The sequence below is a fragment of the Liquorilactobacillus sucicola DSM 21376 = JCM 15457 genome (assembly GCF_000612445.1).
Taxonomy (GTDB): domain Bacteria; phylum Bacillota; class Bacilli; order Lactobacillales; family Lactobacillaceae; genus Liquorilactobacillus; species Liquorilactobacillus sucicola.
Genome location: NZ_BALC01000001.1, coordinates 21,274 through 42,347, shown reverse-complemented (window position 1 = coordinate 42,347; position 21,074 = coordinate 21,274). Strand labels below are relative to the sequence as shown.

At 39.4% G+C, this 21,074-nt stretch carries 19 protein-coding genes and 2 pseudogenes; 1 reads left to right on the top strand and 20 read right to left on the bottom strand.

Annotated elements, in window-relative coordinates:
• Window positions 1-64 precede the first annotated feature (64 nt).
• The 14 genes and pseudogenes from purD to JCM15457_RS00205 all read right to left on the bottom strand — a co-directional run bounded on the left by purD (window position 65) and on the right by JCM15457_RS00205 (window position 14,910).
• Window positions 65-1,330: a phosphoribosylamine--glycine ligase gene (gene purD, locus JCM15457_RS00270; protein WP_034986472.1), complete on the bottom strand. Its 1,266-nt coding sequence runs from the start codon at window positions 1,328-1,330 to the stop codon at window positions 65-67.
• A gap of 19 nt (window positions 1,331-1,349) precedes the next feature.
• Window positions 1,350-2,888, bottom strand: coding sequence for a bifunctional phosphoribosylaminoimidazolecarboxamide formyltransferase/IMP cyclohydrolase (gene purH / locus JCM15457_RS00265; RefSeq protein ID WP_034986470.1), 1,539 nt, complete (start codon window positions 2,886-2,888; stop codon window positions 1,350-1,352).
• A gap of 3 nt (window positions 2,889-2,891) precedes the next feature.
• Window positions 2,892-3,476 carry a phosphoribosylglycinamide formyltransferase gene (gene purN, locus JCM15457_RS00260; protein ID WP_034986468.1) on the bottom strand — a complete coding sequence of 195 codons (585 nt, stop codon included), beginning with the start codon at window positions 3,474-3,476 and terminating at the stop codon, window positions 2,892-2,894.
• Window positions 3,477-3,487: 11 nt separating this feature from the next.
• Complete coding sequence (gene purM, locus JCM15457_RS00255; protein WP_034986466.1) at window positions 3,488-4,525, bottom strand: phosphoribosylformylglycinamidine cyclo-ligase; 1,038 nt, start codon at window positions 4,523-4,525, stop codon at window positions 3,488-3,490.
• Entirely contained in the window at window positions 4,525-5,979 is a 1,455-nt protein-coding gene (gene purF, locus JCM15457_RS00250) for an amidophosphoribosyltransferase (protein WP_034986464.1), read from the bottom strand. Before purF ends, purM begins: the two co-directional genes overlap by 1 nt.
• Complete coding sequence (gene purL / locus JCM15457_RS00245) at window positions 5,955-8,180, bottom strand: phosphoribosylformylglycinamidine synthase subunit PurL (RefSeq protein ID WP_161633655.1); 2,226 nt, start codon at window positions 8,178-8,180, stop codon at window positions 5,955-5,957. Before purL ends, purF begins: the two co-directional genes overlap by 25 nt.
• A complete protein-coding gene (gene purQ, locus JCM15457_RS00240; RefSeq protein WP_034986462.1) occupies window positions 8,180-8,866 on the bottom strand; it encodes a phosphoribosylformylglycinamidine synthase subunit PurQ in 687 nt (228 codons plus the stop codon). Before purQ ends, purL begins: the two co-directional genes overlap by 1 nt.
• The gene (purS, locus tag JCM15457_RS00235) at window positions 8,866-9,114 is read right to left on the bottom strand and encodes a phosphoribosylformylglycinamidine synthase subunit PurS (protein ID WP_034986460.1); all 249 of its coding nucleotides are present in this window, start codon (window positions 9,112-9,114) and stop codon (window positions 8,866-8,868) included. Before purS ends, purQ begins: the two co-directional genes overlap by 1 nt.
• A complete protein-coding gene (gene purC, locus JCM15457_RS00230) occupies window positions 9,107-9,835 on the bottom strand; it encodes a phosphoribosylaminoimidazolesuccinocarboxamide synthase (RefSeq protein ID WP_034986458.1) in 729 nt (242 codons plus the stop codon). Before purC ends, purS begins: the two co-directional genes overlap by 8 nt.
• A 276-nt stretch (window positions 9,836-10,111) precedes the next feature.
• A pseudogene (gene purB / locus JCM15457_RS00225) lies at window positions 10,112-11,408 on the bottom strand (adenylosuccinate lyase).
• A 14-nt stretch (window positions 11,409-11,422) separates the two neighbouring features.
• The gene (gene purK, locus JCM15457_RS00220) at window positions 11,423-12,544 is read right to left on the bottom strand and encodes a 5-(carboxyamino)imidazole ribonucleotide synthase (protein WP_034986457.1); all 1,122 of its coding nucleotides are present in this window, start codon (window positions 12,542-12,544) and stop codon (window positions 11,423-11,425) included.
• Window positions 12,537-13,001, bottom strand: a complete 465-nt coding sequence (purE, locus tag JCM15457_RS00215) for a 5-(carboxyamino)imidazole ribonucleotide mutase (RefSeq protein ID WP_034987404.1) — start codon at window positions 12,999-13,001, stop codon at window positions 12,537-12,539. The genes purK and purE overlap by 8 nt, the downstream gene beginning before the upstream one ends.
• Before the next feature lie 311 nt (window positions 13,002-13,312).
• On the bottom strand, window positions 13,313-13,516 hold the full coding sequence (locus tag JCM15457_RS00210; protein ID WP_034986456.1) for a hypothetical protein: 204 nt from the start codon (window positions 13,514-13,516) through the stop codon (window positions 13,313-13,315).
• 167 nt (window positions 13,517-13,683) lie between these two features.
• Entirely contained in the window at window positions 13,684-14,910 is a 1,227-nt protein-coding gene (locus tag JCM15457_RS00205) for an acetate/propionate family kinase (RefSeq protein WP_034986455.1), read from the bottom strand.
• Between the two features lie 180 nt (window positions 14,911-15,090).
• Here JCM15457_RS00205 and JCM15457_RS00200 point away from each other — a divergent pair, with 180 nt between their 5' ends.
• Entirely contained in the window at window positions 15,091-15,648 is a 558-nt protein-coding gene (locus JCM15457_RS00200; RefSeq protein WP_051993201.1) for a nucleotidyltransferase family protein, read from the top strand.
• Between the two features lie 375 nt (window positions 15,649-16,023).
• On the opposite strand, the pseudogene JCM15457_RS00195 reads toward JCM15457_RS00200, so the two are convergent.
• The 6 genes and pseudogenes from JCM15457_RS00195 to JCM15457_RS00170 form a co-directional block, all read right to left on the bottom strand.
• Window positions 16,024-17,366 (bottom strand): annotated as a pseudogene (locus JCM15457_RS00195) (aspartate aminotransferase family protein).
• Window positions 17,356-18,810 carry an APC family permease gene (locus JCM15457_RS00190; protein ID WP_034986453.1) on the bottom strand — a complete coding sequence of 485 codons (1,455 nt, stop codon included), beginning with the start codon at window positions 18,808-18,810 and terminating at the stop codon, window positions 17,356-17,358. The pseudogene JCM15457_RS00195 and the gene JCM15457_RS00190 overlap by 11 nt, the downstream one beginning before the upstream one ends.
• A 436-nt stretch (window positions 18,811-19,246) precedes the next feature.
• The gene (locus JCM15457_RS00185; protein WP_034986451.1) at window positions 19,247-19,672 is read right to left on the bottom strand and encodes a hypothetical protein; all 426 of its coding nucleotides are present in this window, start codon (window positions 19,670-19,672) and stop codon (window positions 19,247-19,249) included.
• A gap of 159 nt (window positions 19,673-19,831) precedes the next feature.
• Window positions 19,832-20,164, bottom strand: coding sequence for a hypothetical protein (locus tag JCM15457_RS00180; protein WP_034986449.1), 333 nt, complete (start codon window positions 20,162-20,164; stop codon window positions 19,832-19,834).
• Window positions 20,165-20,223: 59 nt separating this feature from the next.
• Entirely contained in the window at window positions 20,224-20,670 is a 447-nt protein-coding gene (locus JCM15457_RS00175) for a universal stress protein (protein ID WP_034986447.1), read from the bottom strand.
• A gap of 52 nt (window positions 20,671-20,722) precedes the next feature.
• Window positions 20,723-21,019 carry a hypothetical protein gene (locus JCM15457_RS00170; RefSeq protein ID WP_034986446.1) on the bottom strand — a complete coding sequence of 99 codons (297 nt, stop codon included), beginning with the start codon at window positions 21,017-21,019 and terminating at the stop codon, window positions 20,723-20,725.
• Between the last annotated feature and the right edge of the window lie 55 nt (window positions 21,020-21,074).

Here is a 21,074-nt window from a genome sequence, read left to right as displayed (position 1 = left end):
GAGCCTATTTTAGAAAATTATCCCAAATTTTGTAAATATTTTGTAAATATCATTTTGTCTATCCTTAATAAGTCGTACCAGTCGCTTTTTTCCCGATATCCTTGCGGTAAAAACAATTGTCAAACACTTTTTTTTCGAGGTAGCGATAAACACCAGCCTGCGCCTCCGCAATTGTCCTATCCTCACTCAAAACTGTCAGAATACGTCCGCCATTCCCTCTTAAGTTGGGCAACTCTCCTTTAACATTCGCATAATCGACTGTAATTTTAGCATAATCAGAAAAATCAGGCAGTTGCTGATTTTTAATAGGTTTTTGCGGATAACCGTTTGCTGCAATAACAACTCCTAAACAAGCAGTTGGTGAAACTGAGATCTCAGGCAGTTTTTTATTGTTGATACAAGCATCGATCAATTCAGCAAAATCACTTCTTAAGCGCGGCAAAATGACTTGTGTTTCTGGGTCTCCCAAGCGAACATTATATTCAATCACCTTCGGCCCCTTAGCAGTCAAAATAAGTCCAATGTACAAAATACCACAATAGTCAAGCCGAGCTTCTCGCAAACCATTAATTGAAGGTTCAACGACCTCAGTCAGCATACGTTGATAATCTGTTTCTGCTAATTGTGGAACTGGACTATACGCGCCCATTCCGCCAGTATTAGGCCCCTTATCAGCGTCATAGGCACGCTTATGATCCTGTGCGACCGGAAGTATGCGATAATCTTTGTCATTAACCACTACAAAAAGTGAATACTCAGGTCCTTCTAAGAATTCCTCTAAGACAATCTTTTTCTGCCCATCATTGAACAGCTCATTAATTTTTGCTTGTGCTTGCTCTATATTCTGCGCAATTGTCACACCCTTACCGGCTGCTAGACCGTCAACCTTGATTACCACGGGTGAATCAAACTGCTGTAATCCTTTCAGAGCATTTGCAGCACTATTGTATGCAGCAAATGCCGCTGTTGGTACCTGATATGTCCTCATGAATTGAAGTGCTGTATCCTTTGACCCTTCTAACTGAGCAGCAGCAGCATTAGGACCAAATATTTTCAAGTTCTCTTTTTTAAATGAATTCACAATCCCTGCGACAAGAGCATCTTCAGGACCAACAAAAGTCCAACTAATTGCCTTTTCTTTAACAAATTCTTTCAATCCTTCAAAATCAAGTTCTGAAATAGCAGTAATTTCAATCCCATCTGCTTTCATTCCAGGATTCCCCGGAGCACAGTAAACTTTTTCGATATACTGACTCTTGAGAAAAGACTTGCATATTGCGTGCTCGCGACCGCCGGATCCAACAACTAATACTTTGATCTTTTCCTTCATCAGCCCTTATCCTCCCAAATCAATGTCTAAAATGACGGATACCTGTTGTCACCATTGAAATTCCATATTTATCTGCCATCGCAATTGAATCCTTATCCCGAATGCTTCCTCCAGGCTGAACAATCGCCTTGATACCGTGTTCAGCTGCATACTGAACACAATCATCCATTGGGAAAAATGCATCGCTTGCCATGACTGTTTCATCATTAATAAAACCATGAGCATGTTTAACAGCTATCTTAGTTGAATCAATGCGATTAGGTTGCCCTGCCCCTATTCCTAGTGTTCTATTTTGATCGGCTATTACGATTGCATTACTTTTAGTGTGTTTGACCGCCTTCCAAGCGAATAACAATGTTTGCAGCTGTGTTTGAGTTGGTGCGGTCTGTGTAACAACTTCCCACTTTTGTGGATCTTCCTGTAAAACATCCTGTTCTTGGACCAGCACCCCACCCATGACCGAAACAAGCTCTTTTTTCATAAGTTCGTCTTTTTTAGCAAAGTTCAGGGTCAAGAGCCGCAGATTTTTCTTTTTAGCCAAAACCTCGTAAGCATCATCATCGAAAGCGGGAGCAATGATAATTTCCAAAAACAATTTGTGCATCTTCTCTGCCGTGTTCAAATCTACTTTACGATTCAGTACAATAACACCACCAAAAATCGAGATAGGATCGGCCTTATACGCAAGATCCCATGCTTGTTCAAGCTTATCTGCCCGCCCAATACCGCAAGGATTCATATGTTTTAAAGCAACAACCGTTGGTTCCGAAAATTCACGGGCAATTCTAATAGCCGCATCGGCATCTTTGATATTATTGTAGGAAAGTTTTTTGCCATGCAGCTGGTCAGCATTAGCAATCGAATATTCCTTAGGCAAGACATCATGGTAAAACCAAGCCTTCTGATGACTATTTTCACCGTAGCGCATTGTATCTTCTAGTTCATAAGTCAGGGTCAGCTTTTCTGGAGCTTCAACACCTACCTGTTCGGAAAGATAAGTAGCTATCAATGTATCATAGGCTGCAGTGTGTCTAAACACCTTTGCGGAAAGTTTTGCTCTTGTCTCGAGACTTGTTTCCCCCTGTTCATCTATTTCTTTGATAATAGAAGCATAATCTGCCGTATCAACAACAACTGTTACATCATGAAAGTTTTTTGCGGCACTACGCAACATACTCGGACCACCGATATCAATATTTTCGATCGCAGTCTCAAGGTCAACATCTGGTTTTTCAATAGTTTCCTTAAAGGGGTATAGGTTAACACACACAAGATCAATCGGTTTAATATGCAGTTTTTCCATGGTTGCAACGTGTTCGGGGAGGTCGCGTCTACCCAAAAGGCCCCCATGAATAAATGGATTCAATGTTTTGACACGTCCATCGAGAATTTCAGGAAAGCCTGTTACTGACTCAACTGAAACTGTTTCAATACCAGCTTCCTCCAAAACACGTTTTGTGCCACCAGTCGAAATTATTTCAAACCCGTATTTTGCGAGCTTGCTGACAAAGGGAACTAGATTTTTCTTATCTGAAACACTGACTAATGCTCTTTTCATTGCTTAATTCTGCTCCTTCTTAGTGAATTTTGGTAGAATTTCCTTGATAACTTGCGGATAGAGCCGATGCTCACATTCATGCACTCGTTGTTCTAACGTCTCAACGGTATCTGTTGACAGAATAGGAACGTGCTCTTGCCTAATAATAGGCCCTGAATCAAGCCCATCATCAACAAAATGAACCGTGACACCCGTTTGTTTCCTATGATCGGCAAAAGCTCGCTCAATCGAATGTAATCCGGGGTATTCTGGAAGATAAGCAGGATGTAAATTTACGATTTTGCCTTCATAATTTTGCAAAATCGTAGGGCCGATAACTCGCAAGTATCCTGCTAAAACGATAAAATCGATTTGAAATTCTTTCAGAATTTTCATTATCCGTTCTTCATAGGGAAGCTTTCCACCACATTCCTTAACAGTGAAAGTTCTGACCGGGACTTGGTACTTTTCGGCTCGCTTGACAACAGGCGCGTCTGGGTGGTCACAAAACAGTAGGGCCAACTTTCCTGCTAATTCATTGCTTTCAAATTTTTTTGCAAGAATTTCAAAATTTGTTCCATTGCCTGAAGCCAAAATTGCAACTTTCATCATTTTATTCCTCACTTGATCTTTATTTTACCCTCATTTTCTGGACGTTCAACTAATTTTCCAATTCGATAAAATTGCTCATTCTCACTCTTCAAAAGATTCTCAACTGCATCCAACTTATCCGCCTCAACTGCTAAAACCATCCCTAATCCCATATTAAATGTCTCATAACAATCCTGAACGCTCAAATCTCCAAGTTCAGCTAAATATTCAAAAATAGGCAATACTGGCCACTCAGCACTCTTAACGACAGCTTGAAGCTCATCGCCGAACATTCGTGGAAGGTTTTCAATCAAACCACCACCTGTTATGTGACTGATTCCATGTAACAAGCTCTTTCTTATCAATGGCAAAACTGCTTTGACATAGATTCTGGTTGGTTCCAACAAAACATCCCCCAGTTTTTCCCCTGAGAGCTGTTCCAGTCTGTCACCAAGCTCAAGCTCATTGTCCTTAAAACAAATCTTTCTTACTAATGAAAAACCATTAGAATGCAATCCACTCGAAGGAAGCCCCAGCAGGAAGTCTCCTGCTTGCGGTGTTGCTTGGGTTAACAATTTTCTTTTTTCAGCCACTCCAACTGCAAAACCAGCCAGATCATATTCATCGGATGCGTACATATCAGGCATTTCAGCTGTCTCCCCACCAATAAGTGCTGCTTCAGATTGCTGACAGCCTTCTGTCACCCCATGAACAATTTTGGCAATTTTCGCAGGATCATTATGCCCTGTTGCAATATAATCCAAAAAAAACAGTGGTTGAGCTCCTTGAGCTAAAATATCATTAACACACATTGCAACGCAATCAATTCCAATAGAATCATGTTGCTGCATACCTTGTGCTATCATTAATTTGGTTCCTACACCATCAGTTCCTGAAACTAGTACCGGTTCCTTCACATTAATGGTACTTAAATCGAACAAACCGCCAAATCCACCTATAGCTCCCATAACTCCAGGTCTCTTTGTTCTTGCAACATCCTTTTTTATTTTTCGCACAAGTTCATAGCCTGCGTTGACATCTACACCCGCATCTTGATAACGACTCATTAACTAATAACCTCCCGTGTTCGTTGTTCTTTCAATGATTTCAAATAACCAGCTTCATAATCATATAACGGTGTTGGATACTTGCCATCAAAATAAGCTACACATAGTCCGCCGTTTGGTGCATCTTTAGCGTCTTTCAAACCAATAGCTGCGATCAAGTTTTCAACATTCAAAAAGGAAAGCGAGTCTGCCTCCATAATTGCACACATCTGATCAACCGTATAATTTGCAGCCATCAATTCTGAACGGGTTGAAATATCAATACCATAAAAACATGGGAAACGTAATGGGGGTGAGGCTATTCGCATATGCACCTCTTTTGCTCCAGCTTCTTTGAGCAGATGAACCAATTGTTTGCTCGTAGTTCCGCGCACAATCGAATCATCCACAATAGCAACTTTCTTCCCCTCAACGACACCTCTCACGGCAGATAGCTTCATTTTGACGCCCCGTTCACGTAACTCTTGTGTTGGCTGAATAAATGTTCGTGCAATGTATTGACTCTTAATCAATCCCATTTCATAAGGTAGCCCGCTTTCTTCAGCAAAGCCACTGGCTGCTGACAACGATGAATTAGGGACCCCGATCACCATATCGGCATCTACAGGGGCCTGTCTCGCTAATAATCGGCCCATTTTTTTGCGTGCGTTATGAACAGTTACACCATGAATAATCGAATCCGGTCTAGCAAAATAAATGTATTCCATTGAGCAGATCGAAAGCTGGGTTTCCTGCGTGTAATGGTCAATGTGTAATCCATTTTTGTCAATAATAATTAGTTCGCCCGGCTGAACATCTCTGACAAATTTTGCGCCGATCATATCAAATGCACAGGTCTCACTCGCCACAACATATGCACCATTATCCAAACGTCCAATTGAAAGGGGGCGGAAACCATTTGGATCAAGAGCAGCTATCAAACTGTCCTTACGCAAAATAACAAAGGCAAAACCACCATGTATTTGATTTAAACTTTTCTTCAGAGCAGTAACAAAATTCATGTCTTTTTTCTGACGAATAAGATGAATCAAAATTTCCGTATCAGAAGTCGATTGGAATATGGCACCATCATCCTCTAATTTTCTTTTCAAAGAAGCTGCATTAGTCAAATTACCATTATGTGCTAGAGCAACGTCACCATCGTGAAAATGAAATAGAAAAGGTTGAACATTTGCCAGCGTATTGTTGCCACTTGTTCCATAACGTACATGTCCAATTGCTGCATTACCTTTTAAGTTTTCTAAATCAGCTTTGTTAGAAAAAACTTCCGCAAGAAGACCGCGGCCTCTAAATTGCTGCAAATCACTACCATTACTGGCAACTATTCCTGCGCCTTCTTGGCCTCGATGTTGCAGACTATGGAGTCCAAAATACGTCAGATGGCTTGCTTCTGAAGTTCCCCAAGCCCCAAAAACACCGCACTCTTCATTCAATCCTTTGATTTCATAAGACATGGTATTGCTTCCTCCCACAATCCTTCAGCTGCTTCCAGATCTAAACCAAATTGTCCGTTACGGTAAGCAATCTTTAATTGCTTATCCTCGGTAACTTGCCCCACATAAACTGCCTCATCTTCCATTTCTGCTAAAAATTGTTGCTTTTTCTCTGGCGCAACAGTCACAACAAATCTTCCCGCCGTTTCACTAAAAAGTTCTTCTCCGCTCAAGGTCGTTTTGATATTGAGACCATACTTTGTTCCAAATGTCGTTTCTGCAAGCGCAACAGCAAGACCGCCTTCGCTCAAGTCATGTGCACTTTCAACTAATCCCTTCTCCATTGCTCTTAAGAGTTTCGTCATGCGTAGCTCGATTTCTTTAAGGTTAACCTCATTCAAACTCCCGCCTATATCTCCAGTCAGCAGTTTTTGTAGCTCTGAACCTGCAAAATCGGCTCTTGTCCTGCCAACAATAAAGACAAGATCATCTTGGTGCTGGACAAATGAGGGAATAATATTTTTGAGGTTGTTAATCAACCCCACCATACCAATCATTGGCGTTGGATAAATAGCTTCTCCATTGTTCTCATTGTACAGGGAAACATTTCCCGAAATAACCGGTGTATCTAAAGTTCGACAAGCTTCTGCCATCCCCAAAACTGACTGATGAAGCTCCCAGTAGATTTCAGGATCATTGGGATCGCCATAGTTTAGGCAATCCGTCACAGCTAAAGGAAGCGCCCCGCTAGCAATTAAATTTGCAGCCGCCTCGATGACCGCCATTTTGCCACCAATCTTCGGATCAAGATAAACAAAACGACCATTGCCATCCGTAGTCATTGCTAGTGCCTTTTTCGTACCACGAACACGTAGAACAGCTGCATCACTACCAGGTCCAACAACCGTGTTAGTTCTCACCTGCGAATCATATGTTTGTGTAAACATTTTTTTAGAAGCAATCGTTGGCTGTTGCAAAATTTTTTTCAAAGTATCAGCTACATCGCTAATTTGCGGAGCCCAATTTTGATTTCTTTGTGCTTCTAAAATTCGTTCAGGCACTTTTTCTTGACTTGTTTCTTCCAAAACATCATCGGTTAAGCTGCTGACTGGGATGTCGGCCACAGTTCGACCCTTATGCTTTAAAAGATATTGTTGTCCCGTGACCACTCGGCCGATTACAACAGCTTCAAGCCCGTAATTTTCAAAAAGCCGCTTAACATTTTCCTCAAATCCTGCACGAATACACAGCAGCATTCTTTCTTGCGATTCACTCAGCATGATTTCATAAGCAGACATCTCTGGTTCACGCTGTGGAACGTTATCTAATATTAACTCCAATCCGCTTCCAGCCTTAGAAGCCATTTCACAACTAGAAGAAACAAGCCCTGCAGCCCCCATATCCTGAATTCCTACCAACCAACTTGCATGCTTATTAGTTAGTTCTAAACATGCTTCCATCAGTAGTTTTTCCATAAAAGGATCGCCTACTTGCACTGCAGAACGTTGTGTTTCTTTCTCATCACTAAAATCAGCCGAAGCAAAGGTCGCACCGTGGATACCATCTCGTCCGGTTTTCGCACCGACATACATCACCGCGTTTCCAATTCCTTGTGCGCGTCCAACCTGCATGTCTTTTTGTTCCATCAAACCCACACACATCGCATTAACCAGTGGATTTCCCGTATAACACTCATCAAAGGTCATTTCTCCACCAACGGTCGGAATACCCATACAATTGCCGTAACCACCAATTCCAGCTACTACCTCATTAATCAAGTACTTTGTCCTTGCTTGGTTAATCTCACCAAAATGCAAAGAATCAAGTGCAGCTATTGGGCGGGCACCCATACTGAAAATATCACGGATAATGCCACCGACCCCTGTAGCTGCTCCCTCATAAGGTTCTACTGCTGAGGGATGATTATGGCTTTCCGCTTTGAAGACAACCGCTTGTCCGTCACCAATATCAACAATTCCAGCTCCTTCACCTGGTCCTTGCAGAACACGTTCATTCTTGCTTGGAAATTCGCGCAAAACTGGTTTGGATTTTTTGTATGAGCAATGTTCACTCCACATAACCGCAAAAAGTCCTGTTTCAGTGTAGTTAGGAAGACGTTTAAGCAATTTTTCACAAATGTAATCATACTCTTTTTCGCTTAATCCCCATTCTAAATACGGTTTCTGTTCCTTTATCTCCTGTGAACTCATTTCTGTAGCGATCAACGTGCGGCCTCCTCTTCTTTTTTGACATTGGCGAGTAAAGAACGAAAAAGTGGCAGACCATCTTCATTACCAAGCAATGCTTCGACGGCCCTTTCAGGATGAGGCATCATTCCCAAAACATTTCCCCGTTCATTGGTAATGCCCGCAATATCATTTAAACTGCCGTTTGGATTCTCACCTGCATAACGAAAAACAATTTGCCCATTTTTTTCAAGCTTTTCCAAGACACTCTTTTCCGCATAGAAGCTACCATCGGCATGTGCAATCGGTAATTCAATATGCTCTCCAGGCTGATAGTGAGTAGTGAATGCCGTTTGATTATTAACAACTTCGAGTTTGACCGTTTTGCAAATAAACTTTAAACTATCATTTCGCTTCAGTGCACCTGGAAGTAAGCCTGCTTCGGTCAATATCTGAAATCCATTACAGGTTCCAAATACAAACTTGCCTTCATTCGCAAATTGAATGATTGCAGGCATTATATTGCTAAAACGTGCAATTGCACCACTGCGTAAATAATCACCATAAGAAAAACCACCAGGAAGCATAACCGCATCAAAACCTGCTAAACTTTCTTGCTTATGTGATACGTACTCAACATCTGCATGACATACTGTATGCAGCGCTTCGTAAAGATCTACATCACAATTTGAACCAGGAAACACAATAACAGCGATCTTCATTAAGCTTCCTCCATAATTTCATAGCGGTAAGTCTCCAAGTTAAAGTTAACCAGCAACTGTTCGGAAATCTCAGCAACTGTCTCTTTCACATCTTTTTGATTGGTATCGACCTGAACATCGAAAAACTTTCCAACTTGAACTCTTTTAACCTCATCATGTCCTAAACTGTGAATTGCTTCAGTAATTGTCTCTCCCTGTGGGTCAAAAACTGATTCCTTATAAGTCACAAATATCCGAACATTAGTCATTTGACGGCCCTCCTAATTTTTTCTGCAAACGTTCAAGCACTTCTTTATAAACCGAAGTTAAACTGCCTAAATCACGTCGATAAACATCTTTATCCATATGTTGTTTGCTCTTCAAATCCCATAAACGACAATTATCAGGTGAAAATTCATCTGCCAAAATTATTTCCTGTTCTTTAGTTTTTCCAAATTCAAGTTTAAAATCCACTAATTGGAGACCAATTGATTCAAAAAGATCTGTTAACAGTCTATTTACTTTGCGTGAAATCTCCCACATAGTATTTAATTCCTCATGAGTTGCGATCTTTAAAGCATGCGTTTGCGATTCATTTATAAAGGGGTCATCCAGCTCGTCACTCTTGAAATACATTTCTTCAACAGGGGACTCGAAAATCAAGCCTTCTTTCACGCCAAAGCGAGTTGAAAAATGTCCAGCTGCGACATTACGTGTGACCATTTCCAACGGAACAATCTTAACCTTCTTAACTAATTCTTCTGTTTCTGAAATCTTTTGAACAAAATGAGTCTTTATACCATTTTTCTTGAGATATTCAAAAATCAAACTGGAAATTTTATTATTAAGCCGACCCTTTCCCACTATCTTATCTTTCTTTTTGCCATTCAATGCTGTTGCTTGATCCATATAAATAACACGCAACACATCTTCATCATCAGTCGTCCACATTTGTTTGGCTTTTCCAGAATAAATAAGCTTATCCGTCATAAAAAATCGTCTCCTCTGTATAAAAAGCGAATTATATATTCTAAATTAACTTTAAACAATCGCTATTTACTTTAAAGATTAACAATTATTCAATTAATAGTCAATAGTAAGATGCCGAACTTTCAACAAAATATATTATAAAAAAGTTATTGTTATTGGCATATTTTTCAAAAAATTAAAAAAAGAATCCTAAAAAGCAGTTTCAAAGACGAACAACAAAAAAACTACGACAAAATGTTTATTTTGTCGTAGTTTGTTTTGTTATTTTTTTATACCTTAGTCACCTAAACCAACACGTTCAAAAATATCATCAACATGACGTAAATGCCAATGATAATCAAAGGCATCATCAAGATCTTTTTGAGTTAAATTTTTCATAATGTTAGAATCTGCTTCAAGTAACGGTCTAAACTGAATCTGTTTATCCCATGCTTCAGCGGTTTTAGGTTGGATCAGATCATAAGCCTCTTCCCGACTCATTCCAGTATCAATTAGTTTGAGTAAGACTCGTCCACTATAAATTAAACCAAATGTCCGCTTCATGTTACGCTTCATATTGTTGGGAAAGACGGTCAAAGTATCTAATATTTTTCCAAAACGATGAAGCATATAGTCAAGCAGAATTGTTGTATCTGGCAAAATGATTCGTTCAGCAGATGAATGTGAGATATCACGTTCATGCCATAAAGTAACATCTTCAAAGGCTGTAACCATATGCCCACGTATCACTCTCGCTAAACCACAAATGTTTTCTGAACCAATTGGGTTTCTTTTATGTGGCATAGCCGATGAACTTCTGTCCTTTGGCAAAGTGTTCCTCAACTTCACGTGTTTCAGATTTCTGCAAACCGCGAATTTCAGTTGCAAATTTTTCCAAGCTCGTTGCAATTAATGCCAATGCAGATATGTATTCAGCATGTAAATCACGTGGTAACACTTGACTTGAAATTTCCTGCGCTCTGATTCCCAACTTTTGGCAAACATACTTTTCAACGTAAGGGTCAATATTAGCAAAAGTACCTACAGCTCCACTAATTTTTCCTGCTTCTATTCCTGCAGCAGCGTGTTCAAAGCGTTCAATATCTCTTTTTACTTCAGAATACCAGCGTGCAAGCTTTAGTCCAAAGGTTGTTGGTTCGGCATGAACACCATGTGTCCGTCCCATCATCACCGTATATTTGTACTCTAGCGCTTTTTTTGCCACGATTGCTTTAAACTGAGCTAGATCCTGCCGTAACAACTCATTTACTTGTTTTAATTGATACCCATATGCCGTGTCCACAACATCTGTACTCGTCAGGCCATAGTGCACCCACTTCTTTTCCGATCCCAAAGATTCAGAAACACAGCGGGTAAAAGCAATAACATCATGGTGAGTTGTTTGTTCAATTTCCTGAATACGTTCAACATCAAAACTTGCATTTCTTCGGATCTTGTTCACATCTTCCTCTGGTATATGACCAAGTTTAGACCATGCCTCGTCAGCCGCAATTTCAACTTCAAGCCAACAGTTGTATTTTTTTTCATCAGTCCATTTTGCAGCCATTTCCGGTCGTGAATATCTCGAAATCATCTTTTTTTCTCCTTTTAATCCCAAACTTTTGTAGCATCGATTTCTTCCAATGTATCTGCAATACTAGTTGTCAAAATCGTTATGTGTCCCATTTTGCGATCTTGGCGAATCTCGCCCTTACCGTAGTCATGAAAATTCCATTGCTGCTTTTCTTTAACCAGTCGCTCACTTCCAGCAACATGCTGCCCCAAAATATTTACCATTACGACCGACTTCAGCAATTCCACCTTAGGCATTGGCCAATCACAAATCGCCCTATTATGAATGTCAAACTGTGAAAAATTACATGCCTCAATTGAATAATGCCCTGAATTATGCGGTCTGGGCGCAAGTTCATTGATGAAGATCTCTCCTTCAGCACTGACAAACATCTCAACACCCAGAATTCCACAGAGATCAATTCCCGCAGCTATCTTTTTTGCCATCAGTTGGGCCTTTTGTTGCACCTTCTTAGGCAGGCGTGCCGGAACAATGCTCTCATGCAAAATTTGATTACGATGAATATTTTCACTCACAGGAAAAACAGAGATCTCACCACTTATGCTCCGTCCTATCATGACTGAACATTCCTTTTCAAAGTGGACCCAGCCTTCTAAAATGCAGTGTCCTTTTTCTAAAAGTTCAACCGCTTCTGACAAGTCCTTTTCCTGTTTGACTACCAGCTGTGCTTTACCATCATATCCACCTTGACATGTCTTAAGTACCGCAGGATACCCTATTTTTTCAACAGCTCTCTTTAAATCTACCATATTATCGACAGCTTCAAAAGGTGCTACTTTCAATCCATGTTCTTTTAAAAACGTCTTTTCTTTTATTCGGTCTTTAGTAATAGCTAACAATTTCGTTCCTTGAGGGATAGAAACCAGCTTTTTTGCATCTTCCAAAGCTTGCAAATCAACATTTTCAAATTCATACGTAAGCACATCCGAACGCTGTGCTAGTTCCTCGATTGCGCTTAAATCCGCATAGGGTGCTACTATTTGATCATCAGCAGCTTGACCGGCAGAACAATCAGGGTTTGGATCCAAAATAAGTACACGGAAACCAGCTTTCTTTGCAGAAAAAGTTAGCATTTGACCAAGTTGTCCACCGCCAATGATGCCGATCGTTTTTCCTTGTGCAACAAATTTAGTCAAGTTTTTCACCACTTTCTACAGAACTATCATGCTGCTTTTGCCGAAAAGTATTTAACGCACTCTGCAAGTTTGCATTATTTAAAGCTAGTATTTGAATTGCTAACAAAGCCGCATTTTTGGCACCAGCCGTGCCGATCGCAGTTGTTGCGACTGGGACTCCGGCTGGCATTTGAACGATTGATAATAATGAATCAAGCCCATTAAGCGCATGGCTTTGAATAGGGACACCAAGAACCGGTAAAATCGTATTGGCAGCAACCATTCCAGGCAAATGTGCTGCACCGCCAGCACCTGCAATAATAACTTTAACTCCTTTAGATGAAGCCTCTTTAGAAAAAGCGAACATTTCAGTTGGCATACGATGGGCTGAAATCACACGTTTATCGTAAGCAACCTGAAACTGATCTAAAACAAGAGCCGCCTCTTTCATGGTTTTCCAATCCGAAATACTGCCCATAATAATGCTTATTTCATTACTCACATCTATCCCTCCATTTTTATTTAGCTTAACAAATCAAAAAATGAATGTCAAAACAAAAATCGAACTATTTCATTGATATTATATAATTCGTACGTATTATTTTCAAAACTTTTTTAGTTAACTATTTATAACCTCTTTTTTACACTCAAATAAAAAAATAAACTAATTCGTGTATACAACAAATAACATCACTTCTTGCAACCTAATACATCATTTTGTACAAAACAAAAAGGCTGCAACCAAAAAAATTTAGTCACAACCTTTTAGAGAAATCACTTATTTGTTTTTTAATCTTCCGCTGCGGACATAGCTTCCAGTATAACTCCTAGGCGATCTCGCTCTGCTTGCACATTGCGTCTTTTTTCATCGTAAGCATTCAAAAGATGACGTCCGCGGCTGCTATGAGTTATTTTTTCGCAAACATCATTAAGTTCAGCAATCTTTGCTTCTGCAGCCTGATACTCTTCTAAAATATCAAATTTATTGCTCATGACAAAACCCCCTAAAAATTAGTTGATTAGATGACTTGACTAATCTAACACGTTTTGGCATGTTTGTGAACCTTTTTATGTTACGATTAGTTTACAGTTGATTGTCAAAAAAATAACTAATTAAAAAACCAACTATTTCCTAATCTTAAACTACACCACAACTCCCTTTATCTAACATAATTCTTCGCATGACTCTCTCTGACTTTACTGGCCAGCGTTTGAACATCACGCGCTATCATCAACTCTTCATCCGTTGGAATCATCAACACATCAACTTTTGATTCCGCTCCTGACACAAATTCTGCTTGGCCACCTTGCTTATTTTTTTCCTCGTCAATTGTTATCCCCATGTAAGCAAGTCGTTTCATCACAAGTTCTCTGATTTGGGCTGAATTTTCGCCAATTCCTGCTGTAAAAACAATTGCATCAACTCCGCCCATTTCCGCTGTATAGGCACCTATATACTTAACAACATCCTTGACAAAAATATCTTCTGCAAGCTGCGCTCGTTCATTTGTTTTCTTCTGTTCTTCAATGTCGCGCATATCTGAAGAAATACCAGAGATACCAAGCAAGCCAGATTTCTTATTCAGGTCATAAATAATTTCAGGCATCGAATGCATTTTCAACTTCTGCATCATGAAAGATATCATTGCAACATCTGTATCCCCTGAACGGGTCCCCATAGTTATCCCTGTAAGAGGAGTGAACCCCATTGAGGTATCGAAAGATTTACCCTTTTTGATGGCACAAATTGAAGCGCCAGCCCCTAAATGGCAAGTGATAATCTTAAGTTCTTCAATCGGTTTTTTTATCATTTTGGCTGCAACTTTTGCAACATAACGATGGCTTGTCCCATGCGCTCCGTACCTTCTCACACCATAATTATGATACCATTCATACGGAACACTAAAAAGAAAATTTGTTTTAGGCATTGTTTGATGAAATGAAGTATCGAAGACTGCCACCGAAATTGCCTTGGGTAGTATTTTTTTAAAAGCTTTGATCCCCATTAAGTTGGCTGGGTTATGAATTGGTGCATATTCTGCCAGTTCGTTTATTCGATGCATTACCTTTGTATTAATAACGACAGATTTCTTGAAAAATTCACCTCCAGCAACAACCCTGTGACCAACTCCAGAAATTTCGCCATAATCCTTTATAATATCCAACTTCAGCAATAAATCCAGTAACCTTTTGACCGCAACAGAATGATTTTCGATATGTTCTGCGCTTTCAAAACTTTGTGTATTATCATATTTTATTTTTATTTTTCCTTCATCTAGTCCTATTCTATCAAAAAGGCCCTTAGCAATGACTGTTTCTGCAGGCATCTCAAATAGTTTGAACTTTAAACTCGAACTTCCAGCATTAATTGCGATGATTTTTGACATAACAATTCCTCCCAGCTCTTATTTAAACCGCTTTCATATACAATATAACAAATTTTGCGACAAAATTCACTAATATCTGAATAATCAAGCATTTTATTTAGTATGTTAGTTAAAAAACAGACTTTTATTATTTAAGGAAACAAATTACAATGGTTGTTAGAACTTTGTTGGAGGAACAATATGAAATATAAACAAGAATTAAAAAAAATTATCGAAGAAACACCAGAACTGATGACGCTACTGCAGCTCATAAATAGCTTAGGGCTGAAGGATTGGGCACTTTGTGCTGGCACTATCAGAAACCTTGTATGGTGCCAATTAACTCAGCGCCCATACTCAATACTACAGAATAATATTGATGTTCTCTATAGTGATCATTCCGAATCCTATGAACAGTATCTGACCAAACAAGCAATTATTTCACAAAAAAATTCAACTTGTCTCTGGAATTTTCAGAACGCGGCTTTGAATGCTGCTGATAGCGGTGCACCCTATGGCAAAAATTTATTGACTGCTATTTCGTCTATTCCTGAAACTTGCAGTGCCGTCGGCATTCGTCTGGAAAATATGCAAGTTAAAATTATCGCACCTTATGGTTTAGATGACCTTTTTAACTTTGAAGCTCATCCCACTTCTTCTTTTATGAATGATCCTAAGAAATTACAGCTGTACCGCAGACGAATGCTTAGAAAAAACTGGCCTCAAAACTGGTCAGAGGCAATAATTTTTGACAACTAGTACATTTAATAACTAGTAGCAAATAAGCTCGTTGTTATTTTGTTTCTTATGTTTCGTGCGCTTACAATTTAACTGGAACAGTAAAAAATTTGTTTGTACTTGTCAACTCTTTTTTATTGATAAAGTGCAAGTGTTTGTCAAGCACACAAACAGTTCTTGCTTCTTACCAAAACCCACAAGGTATCAGCGAGGAGTGCTCACTTCAAGCAATAAAACACAAACGGAGCTGTGCCAAAAGTTAACTTTTGGCACAGCTCCTCTTTTTATTTCGTATAAACGTGTTCCATAAGCAAAATTTTCCGACTTATGGCACACTCCCATTTTAGAATCTAATAATGCTTAATTAGTCGCTTAACCAATCAAGGGAGCGTTTTGTCACCAGCCGATATTGTCCGCATTATGTGGAAGAGTTAATTTTCCTTCGTCCAATTCCGAAAAAGCTTGTGCTATAATTTTGAAAGCTTGGTGTAGCTGCTTTTCTGTTATAACTAATGGTGGCTGAAAACGCAAAACATTAGTCTTGAGACTAATCATGATTGCTCCCAGCTCGAAAATGCGATAAATTAACTTAGTAGTCGCTACCGGATCCGGTTTCTGCGTCTGCGGATCGACGATATCTATCCCACCATCTAAACCGTACATTCGACATTGTCCAATAAAATCGTACTTAGCCTGTTCAGCCTCAAAAAACTCTTTTGCTTCTTTTCCAAGATCAGCTGAGCGCTGTACCAATTGTTCATCTTCAATTACGTCCAAAGTAGCCATTGCAGCAGCCGTTGTGACCGGATTCCCAGAAGTGGTAAATAAATGAGCTGGGGCACCTAAAGAATCCATTATTTCAGCACGCCCTATAACTGCACTGAGCGGAAGACCTGACGCGAGCGACTTACCCACAGATATCAAATCCGGTTCTATATCAAAATGCTGGATCGACCACCACTTTCCAGTTCTTCCTAAACCTTGATTTACTTCATCAACAGCGAACAAAATTCCATGCGAGTGTGCAAACTCAGCAACTTTGCGGACAAAGGCCGTTGGTGCCTTAACAATTCCACCATCTCCTTGAATCGGTTCAATAATAATTAATGCCGTTTCTTCGGCAGGAAGAAATGTCTCGAATGGTCGCTTGAACTCAGCAAACATTCTGGTCACAAAATCATCTTCGCTTTCACCTTTTAATCTTTGCCACGGATCTGGATACGGAACTTTAATTACACCTGGTAACAATGGTCCAATATTACGCGTCATATTTAAACTAACAGCAGATAAGGACATTGAACCGTAGGTGGACCCGTGATAAGCTCCCATAAAACTGACAAGGTATGGACGTTTTGTATAAGCACGTGCAAATTTGATAATTCCATCATTGGCATCTGAACCCGAATTTCCCCAAGCCAACTTCTTAGAGCCACTTATAGGAGCCAGAGCACATAAGCGTTGAGCTAATTTTGCTGCCGGCTCATTGGCAAAATATGCAGGCGTGTATTGAATTAATTTTGCTGCCTGTTCTTGAATGGCACGCACAACATGCGGATGTGCATGTCCCGTGTTTGTTGCTGAAGCACTGGACAGCAAATCAATATACTGCTTACCCTCTATATCCTTAACAACGGCTCCTTGCCAGATTCAATCACGATATTAAAATAATTGATTCTTGCCGCATCCGCCAGTGCTTCAGCTTCCTCAGCTAATAATTTTCTATTACTATTAGTGCTCATCTTCAGAATCACCCGCTCGTTTGCTAAGATATGAATGGTGAATACCGTAAACAAAGTAAATAACCAGACCTAGAGCAAACCAGCCTAACGAGTAAACTTTAGCATCATAATCCAGACCCCAGAATACAATTAAAGTAAACAAAAATGCAACTGCTGGTAAGACCGGATAAAGGGGCATTTTGAAGGCAGGTTCTGGAATGTCTTTACCTTCACGCGAACGTAAAGCATAAATGCCAAGAGAAACAAACATAAATGCAATCAGTGTTCCTGCCGATATTAACTGAGCTAGAAAAGCGAATGGGAAAAGAGCTCCTAAAACGACACCAATTATTCCTAAAACTAATAACGAGCGATTTGGAAGTTTCTTGCTATTCAAGACACCTAGCCATTTTGGCAGCATACCGTCACGTCCAAACGAATACAGCAGACGCGAACCAGCTAACATCATTCCAATTAATGCAGTGAACATTCCTATAACTGCAACAGCCTGAACAACTGAGGCAACAATCGGATGCCCGCTTTGACGTAAAGCCCAGCCAACTGGTTCAGCATTATTAGCATAACTAGAATAGTGGAACATACCTACTAACACTAATGAAACAGCCACAAAGAGAACAACAGCAATCAAAAGTGAACCTAAGATCCCGCGCGGCATGGTTTTTTGCGGATTTTTTGCTTCCGCAGAGTTAGCTGCAATTGAGTCAAAACCAATATAAGAAAGAAAAATCGATGAAACTCCTGCATAAATTCCTTGCCAGCCGCCAAAAGCTGTTCCATCAGGGTTTTTATGGTACTCAGGAATAAAAGGGGTATAGTTTGCCTTATGTAAGGCCGTCACTCCGACAAAAATAAAAACTAAAATTGCTAAAACCTTCAGCACAACTAAAACATTCTCTACGCGGGCTGCATCTGAAACTCCTTGTGACAACAACAATGCAACCAATATAACAACAATAACAGCAATGATATCAATAAAGCCGCCATCAGTTCCAAAAGCATTTGCTAAATAATTTGGGAGTTTAAAACCAAGCGGCTCTACTAGTCCTCTAAAATTTGCTGATAACCCAGAAGCAACAAAAGCCACAGCAATAAAGTACTCTGCTAGCAAGGCCCAACCAGCTATCCAACCAAAAAATTCTCCAAAAACGACATTAATCCACGAATACGCCGATCCGGCAAAAGGCATGGCAGATGACATTTCAGCGTACGCAAATGCAACCAATCCTGCTACAATAGCAGCAGCTAAAAAAGACAACGCAACAGCGGGGCCAGCATGCGAAGCTGCTACAACACCCGGCAACGTAAAGATAGCAGTTGATACAATAGTACCAACACCCAATGCTAGAAAATCCTTGACAGTTAAGACACGTTTTAAATGAGAATCTTTATCTTGATAGACATTTGGGTCTTCTTTCAAGAAGAGCCTCTTTATGAATTTTTTCATATGTATTCCTCCACAATATAAATAAAATTATAAAAACTATAACAAGTTAGAGAAATTATAACAAATATATTAGAAAAGTCAATGTCACACACTATCAAGAAGTCACGTAGCCTTGGTATTCCAAGCAGATTAGTCTTTGTTCATTAATCAAAGATTAAATAATTGGTGGTAAAATCTAATCAACAATTTCAATCGCGTCTTATACTTATTTAAAAAATACACTATTCTCTCAGTGGTTAATAATAGCTTAGTTATTTTAAACAACTTGCCACTCTTCTCTTTACTTAACCATACACACTGTTCAAATACTGAAAAGAATTTGATCAAAAACCATAGTTCGGTTATTTTAAATCCTGCATTATATATACAAATTACCGTTCTTCAATAATTAAGCCAGCACTTGCGGTCAAGCCCGTCTGTAATTGGATCTCAAGCTTCAGTAATTGTCCTTTCCCAACAGATAGTACTGCATAAAAATTATTGGGGCACATATAATCAAAAATACATATTTTACAAAGCTAAGCCCAATGCTCAGCAGCAGCTCTCTGGGATCATTTTTATTTGCCTGTGCTGCTTTTGCGCGTGACATTGTTTTTGGCTCTTCCTCAGCAGCATGATCGCTTTCTGTGTAATTTTTTCGCTGGGTTCGTGATAGTTGCTCCGTAGCCTCTTCTTTTTGGCCCTCTTTTTTTTCAAAGAACCGCTGATTAAAGGGATAAAGCATAATATAGTTACTAATCAGATAATAATTCAAAAGCAGTTTCCATTCGGTATTTTTAACTAGATTGAGCAATAAAAGCAAAACAATAAAAGAACCTAGCGCTTTCACAAGTGATAAGCCGTACTCTTTCATAATATTCATTTTAAAGTCTCCAATTCATTCACCTATGTTTTTTCTAAAAGATACTCAAGTATTTTATCATAAAAAAGAACCTGCCATTAGCAAGTTCAAGCAGACTTTAAAAAAAAGTAACCTTAAGACAACCTGTACTTGCGCACCACAAGTTTTGTTACCTTAAGGTTATGCTTTGTTGATTGTTTTAATTACTTTTTCATCCAAATGATTAACGTAAATCGACGTGATTGTGTACAAATCTAAAAAGTATACCACTTCTATTAATGAAGCAAAAAAAGCCATAGCAACAGATAACCAGAAAAGTACCTGACCTAAAAGAAGCCAGCGCTTTTTATCGGCAGCCACACCCACCAACTCTTCATTTTCAGTCACAGCCATTTTTTCGGCTTTAGCGATGTTGACCTTGTTCCGAAGCTTTTTTACCGCCAGACTCGTTTTCAAATTGTACACAATCAAGACAGCGAGACTGCCAACAGCAATAATTTCAAGCCACGTCATTGATCAATCCCCCTTTACCAACAGTAGTGATAAAATAACCACATTTTAATTTACAAAAGTTAGCGAACGACCATCACATCACAGCGCGCCATCCGAACAACATAATCAGTTACAGCGCCCATAAGTATTCGCTCAACGGGATTTAACCCTGTTTTACTGATAATAATCAAATCCGAATTATATTCATCAGGAAACTCTTTTGAAATTATCATTCGTGGTGAGCCAAAGCGTGCATGGACAGAAACATCCTTATGGCCAGCCTCAAAAACCTTTTGTTCCAACTCCTTTAAATATGATTGAACATTTTCGAAAGTTGAGTAAATAATGTCCCCAGTCGGGTCAATCACTCCCCCTATATTGCTAGCAAAATGCTTCACATCAATAACATTTAAAATATCAAGATGAGCACCATTTCTCTTAGCAATCGCAATAGCCCGCTCTAAAGATTTCTCTGCGTTTTCTGAACCGTCAACAGGCACTAGTATTTTCTGATATTTTTGTACCATGACTCCCACCTCTTTCTTCTACTAATTATAACATTATTAGGTGCGCTTGTCCTTAAGACCATTTTGCGCTGTCTATATACACACGGCAATTAACCCGTATCCAATCAAGATTTTCAAATAAACTGTCTTCACCTTCTGGTAAAGCCGCCATTTTTTCAAGCAATTCGTAATAAGCGTCCGTTTCTTGCTGCCCATTTTTCAATTCGGAGCAGCAGGACTTAATTATTGTTCTTTTCACCAATTGAGCTCGATATATATCACCTGATAAAAAAAGTTCAATTGCTCTTTGTGCCTCTTCACGATAAATTTTAGCTCTCTCAATTAAGTATTCTTTATTTATTTTAGACATAATCAAAGCCCCATTCTCCATATATGTTTTCGCTTACATTGCTATTAATTTTAGT

Excerpts from the sequence above, each read along its gene's own strand:
- purD (WP_034986472.1), bottom strand. The coding sequence starts at position 1,330 with ATGAAGGAAAAGATCAAAGTATTAGTTGTTGGATCCGGCGGTCGCGAG.
- purF (WP_034986464.1), bottom strand. The coding sequence starts at position 5,979 with ATGTCTTATGAAATCAAAGGATTGAATGAAGAGTGCGGTGTTTTTGGG.
- JCM15457_RS00185 (WP_034986451.1), bottom strand. The coding sequence starts at position 19,672 with ATGAATATTATGAAAGAGTACGGCTTATCACTTGTGAAAGCGCTAGGT.
- JCM15457_RS00170 (WP_034986446.1), bottom strand. The coding sequence starts at position 21,019 with ATGTCTAAAATAAATAAAGAATACTTAATTGAGAGAGCTAAAATTTAT.
- purC (WP_034986458.1), bottom strand. The coding sequence starts at position 9,835 with ATGACGGATAAGCTTATTTATTCTGGAAAAGCCAAACAAATGTGGACG.
- purH (WP_034986470.1), bottom strand. The coding sequence starts at position 2,888 with ATGAAAAGAGCATTAGTCAGTGTTTCAGATAAGAAAAATCTAGTTCCC.
- JCM15457_RS00200 (WP_051993201.1), top strand. The coding sequence starts at position 15,091 with ATGAAATATAAACAAGAATTAAAAAAAATTATCGAAGAAACACCAGAA.
- JCM15457_RS00205 (WP_034986455.1), bottom strand. The coding sequence starts at position 14,910 with ATGTCAAAAATCATCGCAATTAATGCTGGAAGTTCGAGTTTAAAGTTC.
- purM (WP_034986466.1), bottom strand. The coding sequence starts at position 4,525 with ATGAGTCGTTATCAAGATGCGGGTGTAGATGTCAACGCAGGCTATGAA.
- purE (WP_034987404.1), bottom strand. The coding sequence starts at position 13,001 with ATGGGCAGTATTTCGGATTGGAAAACCATGAAAGAGGCGGCTCTTGTT.
- JCM15457_RS00175 (WP_034986447.1), bottom strand. The coding sequence starts at position 20,670 with ATGGTACAAAAATATCAGAAAATACTAGTGCCTGTTGACGGTTCAGAA.
- purS (WP_034986460.1), bottom strand. The coding sequence starts at position 9,114 with ATGACTAATGTTCGGATATTTGTGACTTATAAGGAATCAGTTTTTGAC.
- purQ (WP_034986462.1), bottom strand. The coding sequence starts at position 8,866 with ATGAAGATCGCTGTTATTGTGTTTCCTGGTTCAAATTGTGATGTAGAT.
- JCM15457_RS00210 (WP_034986456.1), bottom strand. The coding sequence starts at position 13,516 with ATGAGCAATAAATTTGATATTTTAGAAGAGTATCAGGCTGCAGAAGCA.
- JCM15457_RS00190 (WP_034986453.1), bottom strand. The coding sequence starts at position 18,810 with ATGAAAAAATTCATAAAGAGGCTCTTCTTGAAAGAAGACCCAAATGTC.
- JCM15457_RS00180 (WP_034986449.1), bottom strand. The coding sequence starts at position 20,164 with ATGACGTGGCTTGAAATTATTGCTGTTGGCAGTCTCGCTGTCTTGATT.
- purN (WP_034986468.1), bottom strand. The coding sequence starts at position 3,476 with ATGAAAGTTGCAATTTTGGCTTCAGGCAATGGAACAAATTTTGAAATT.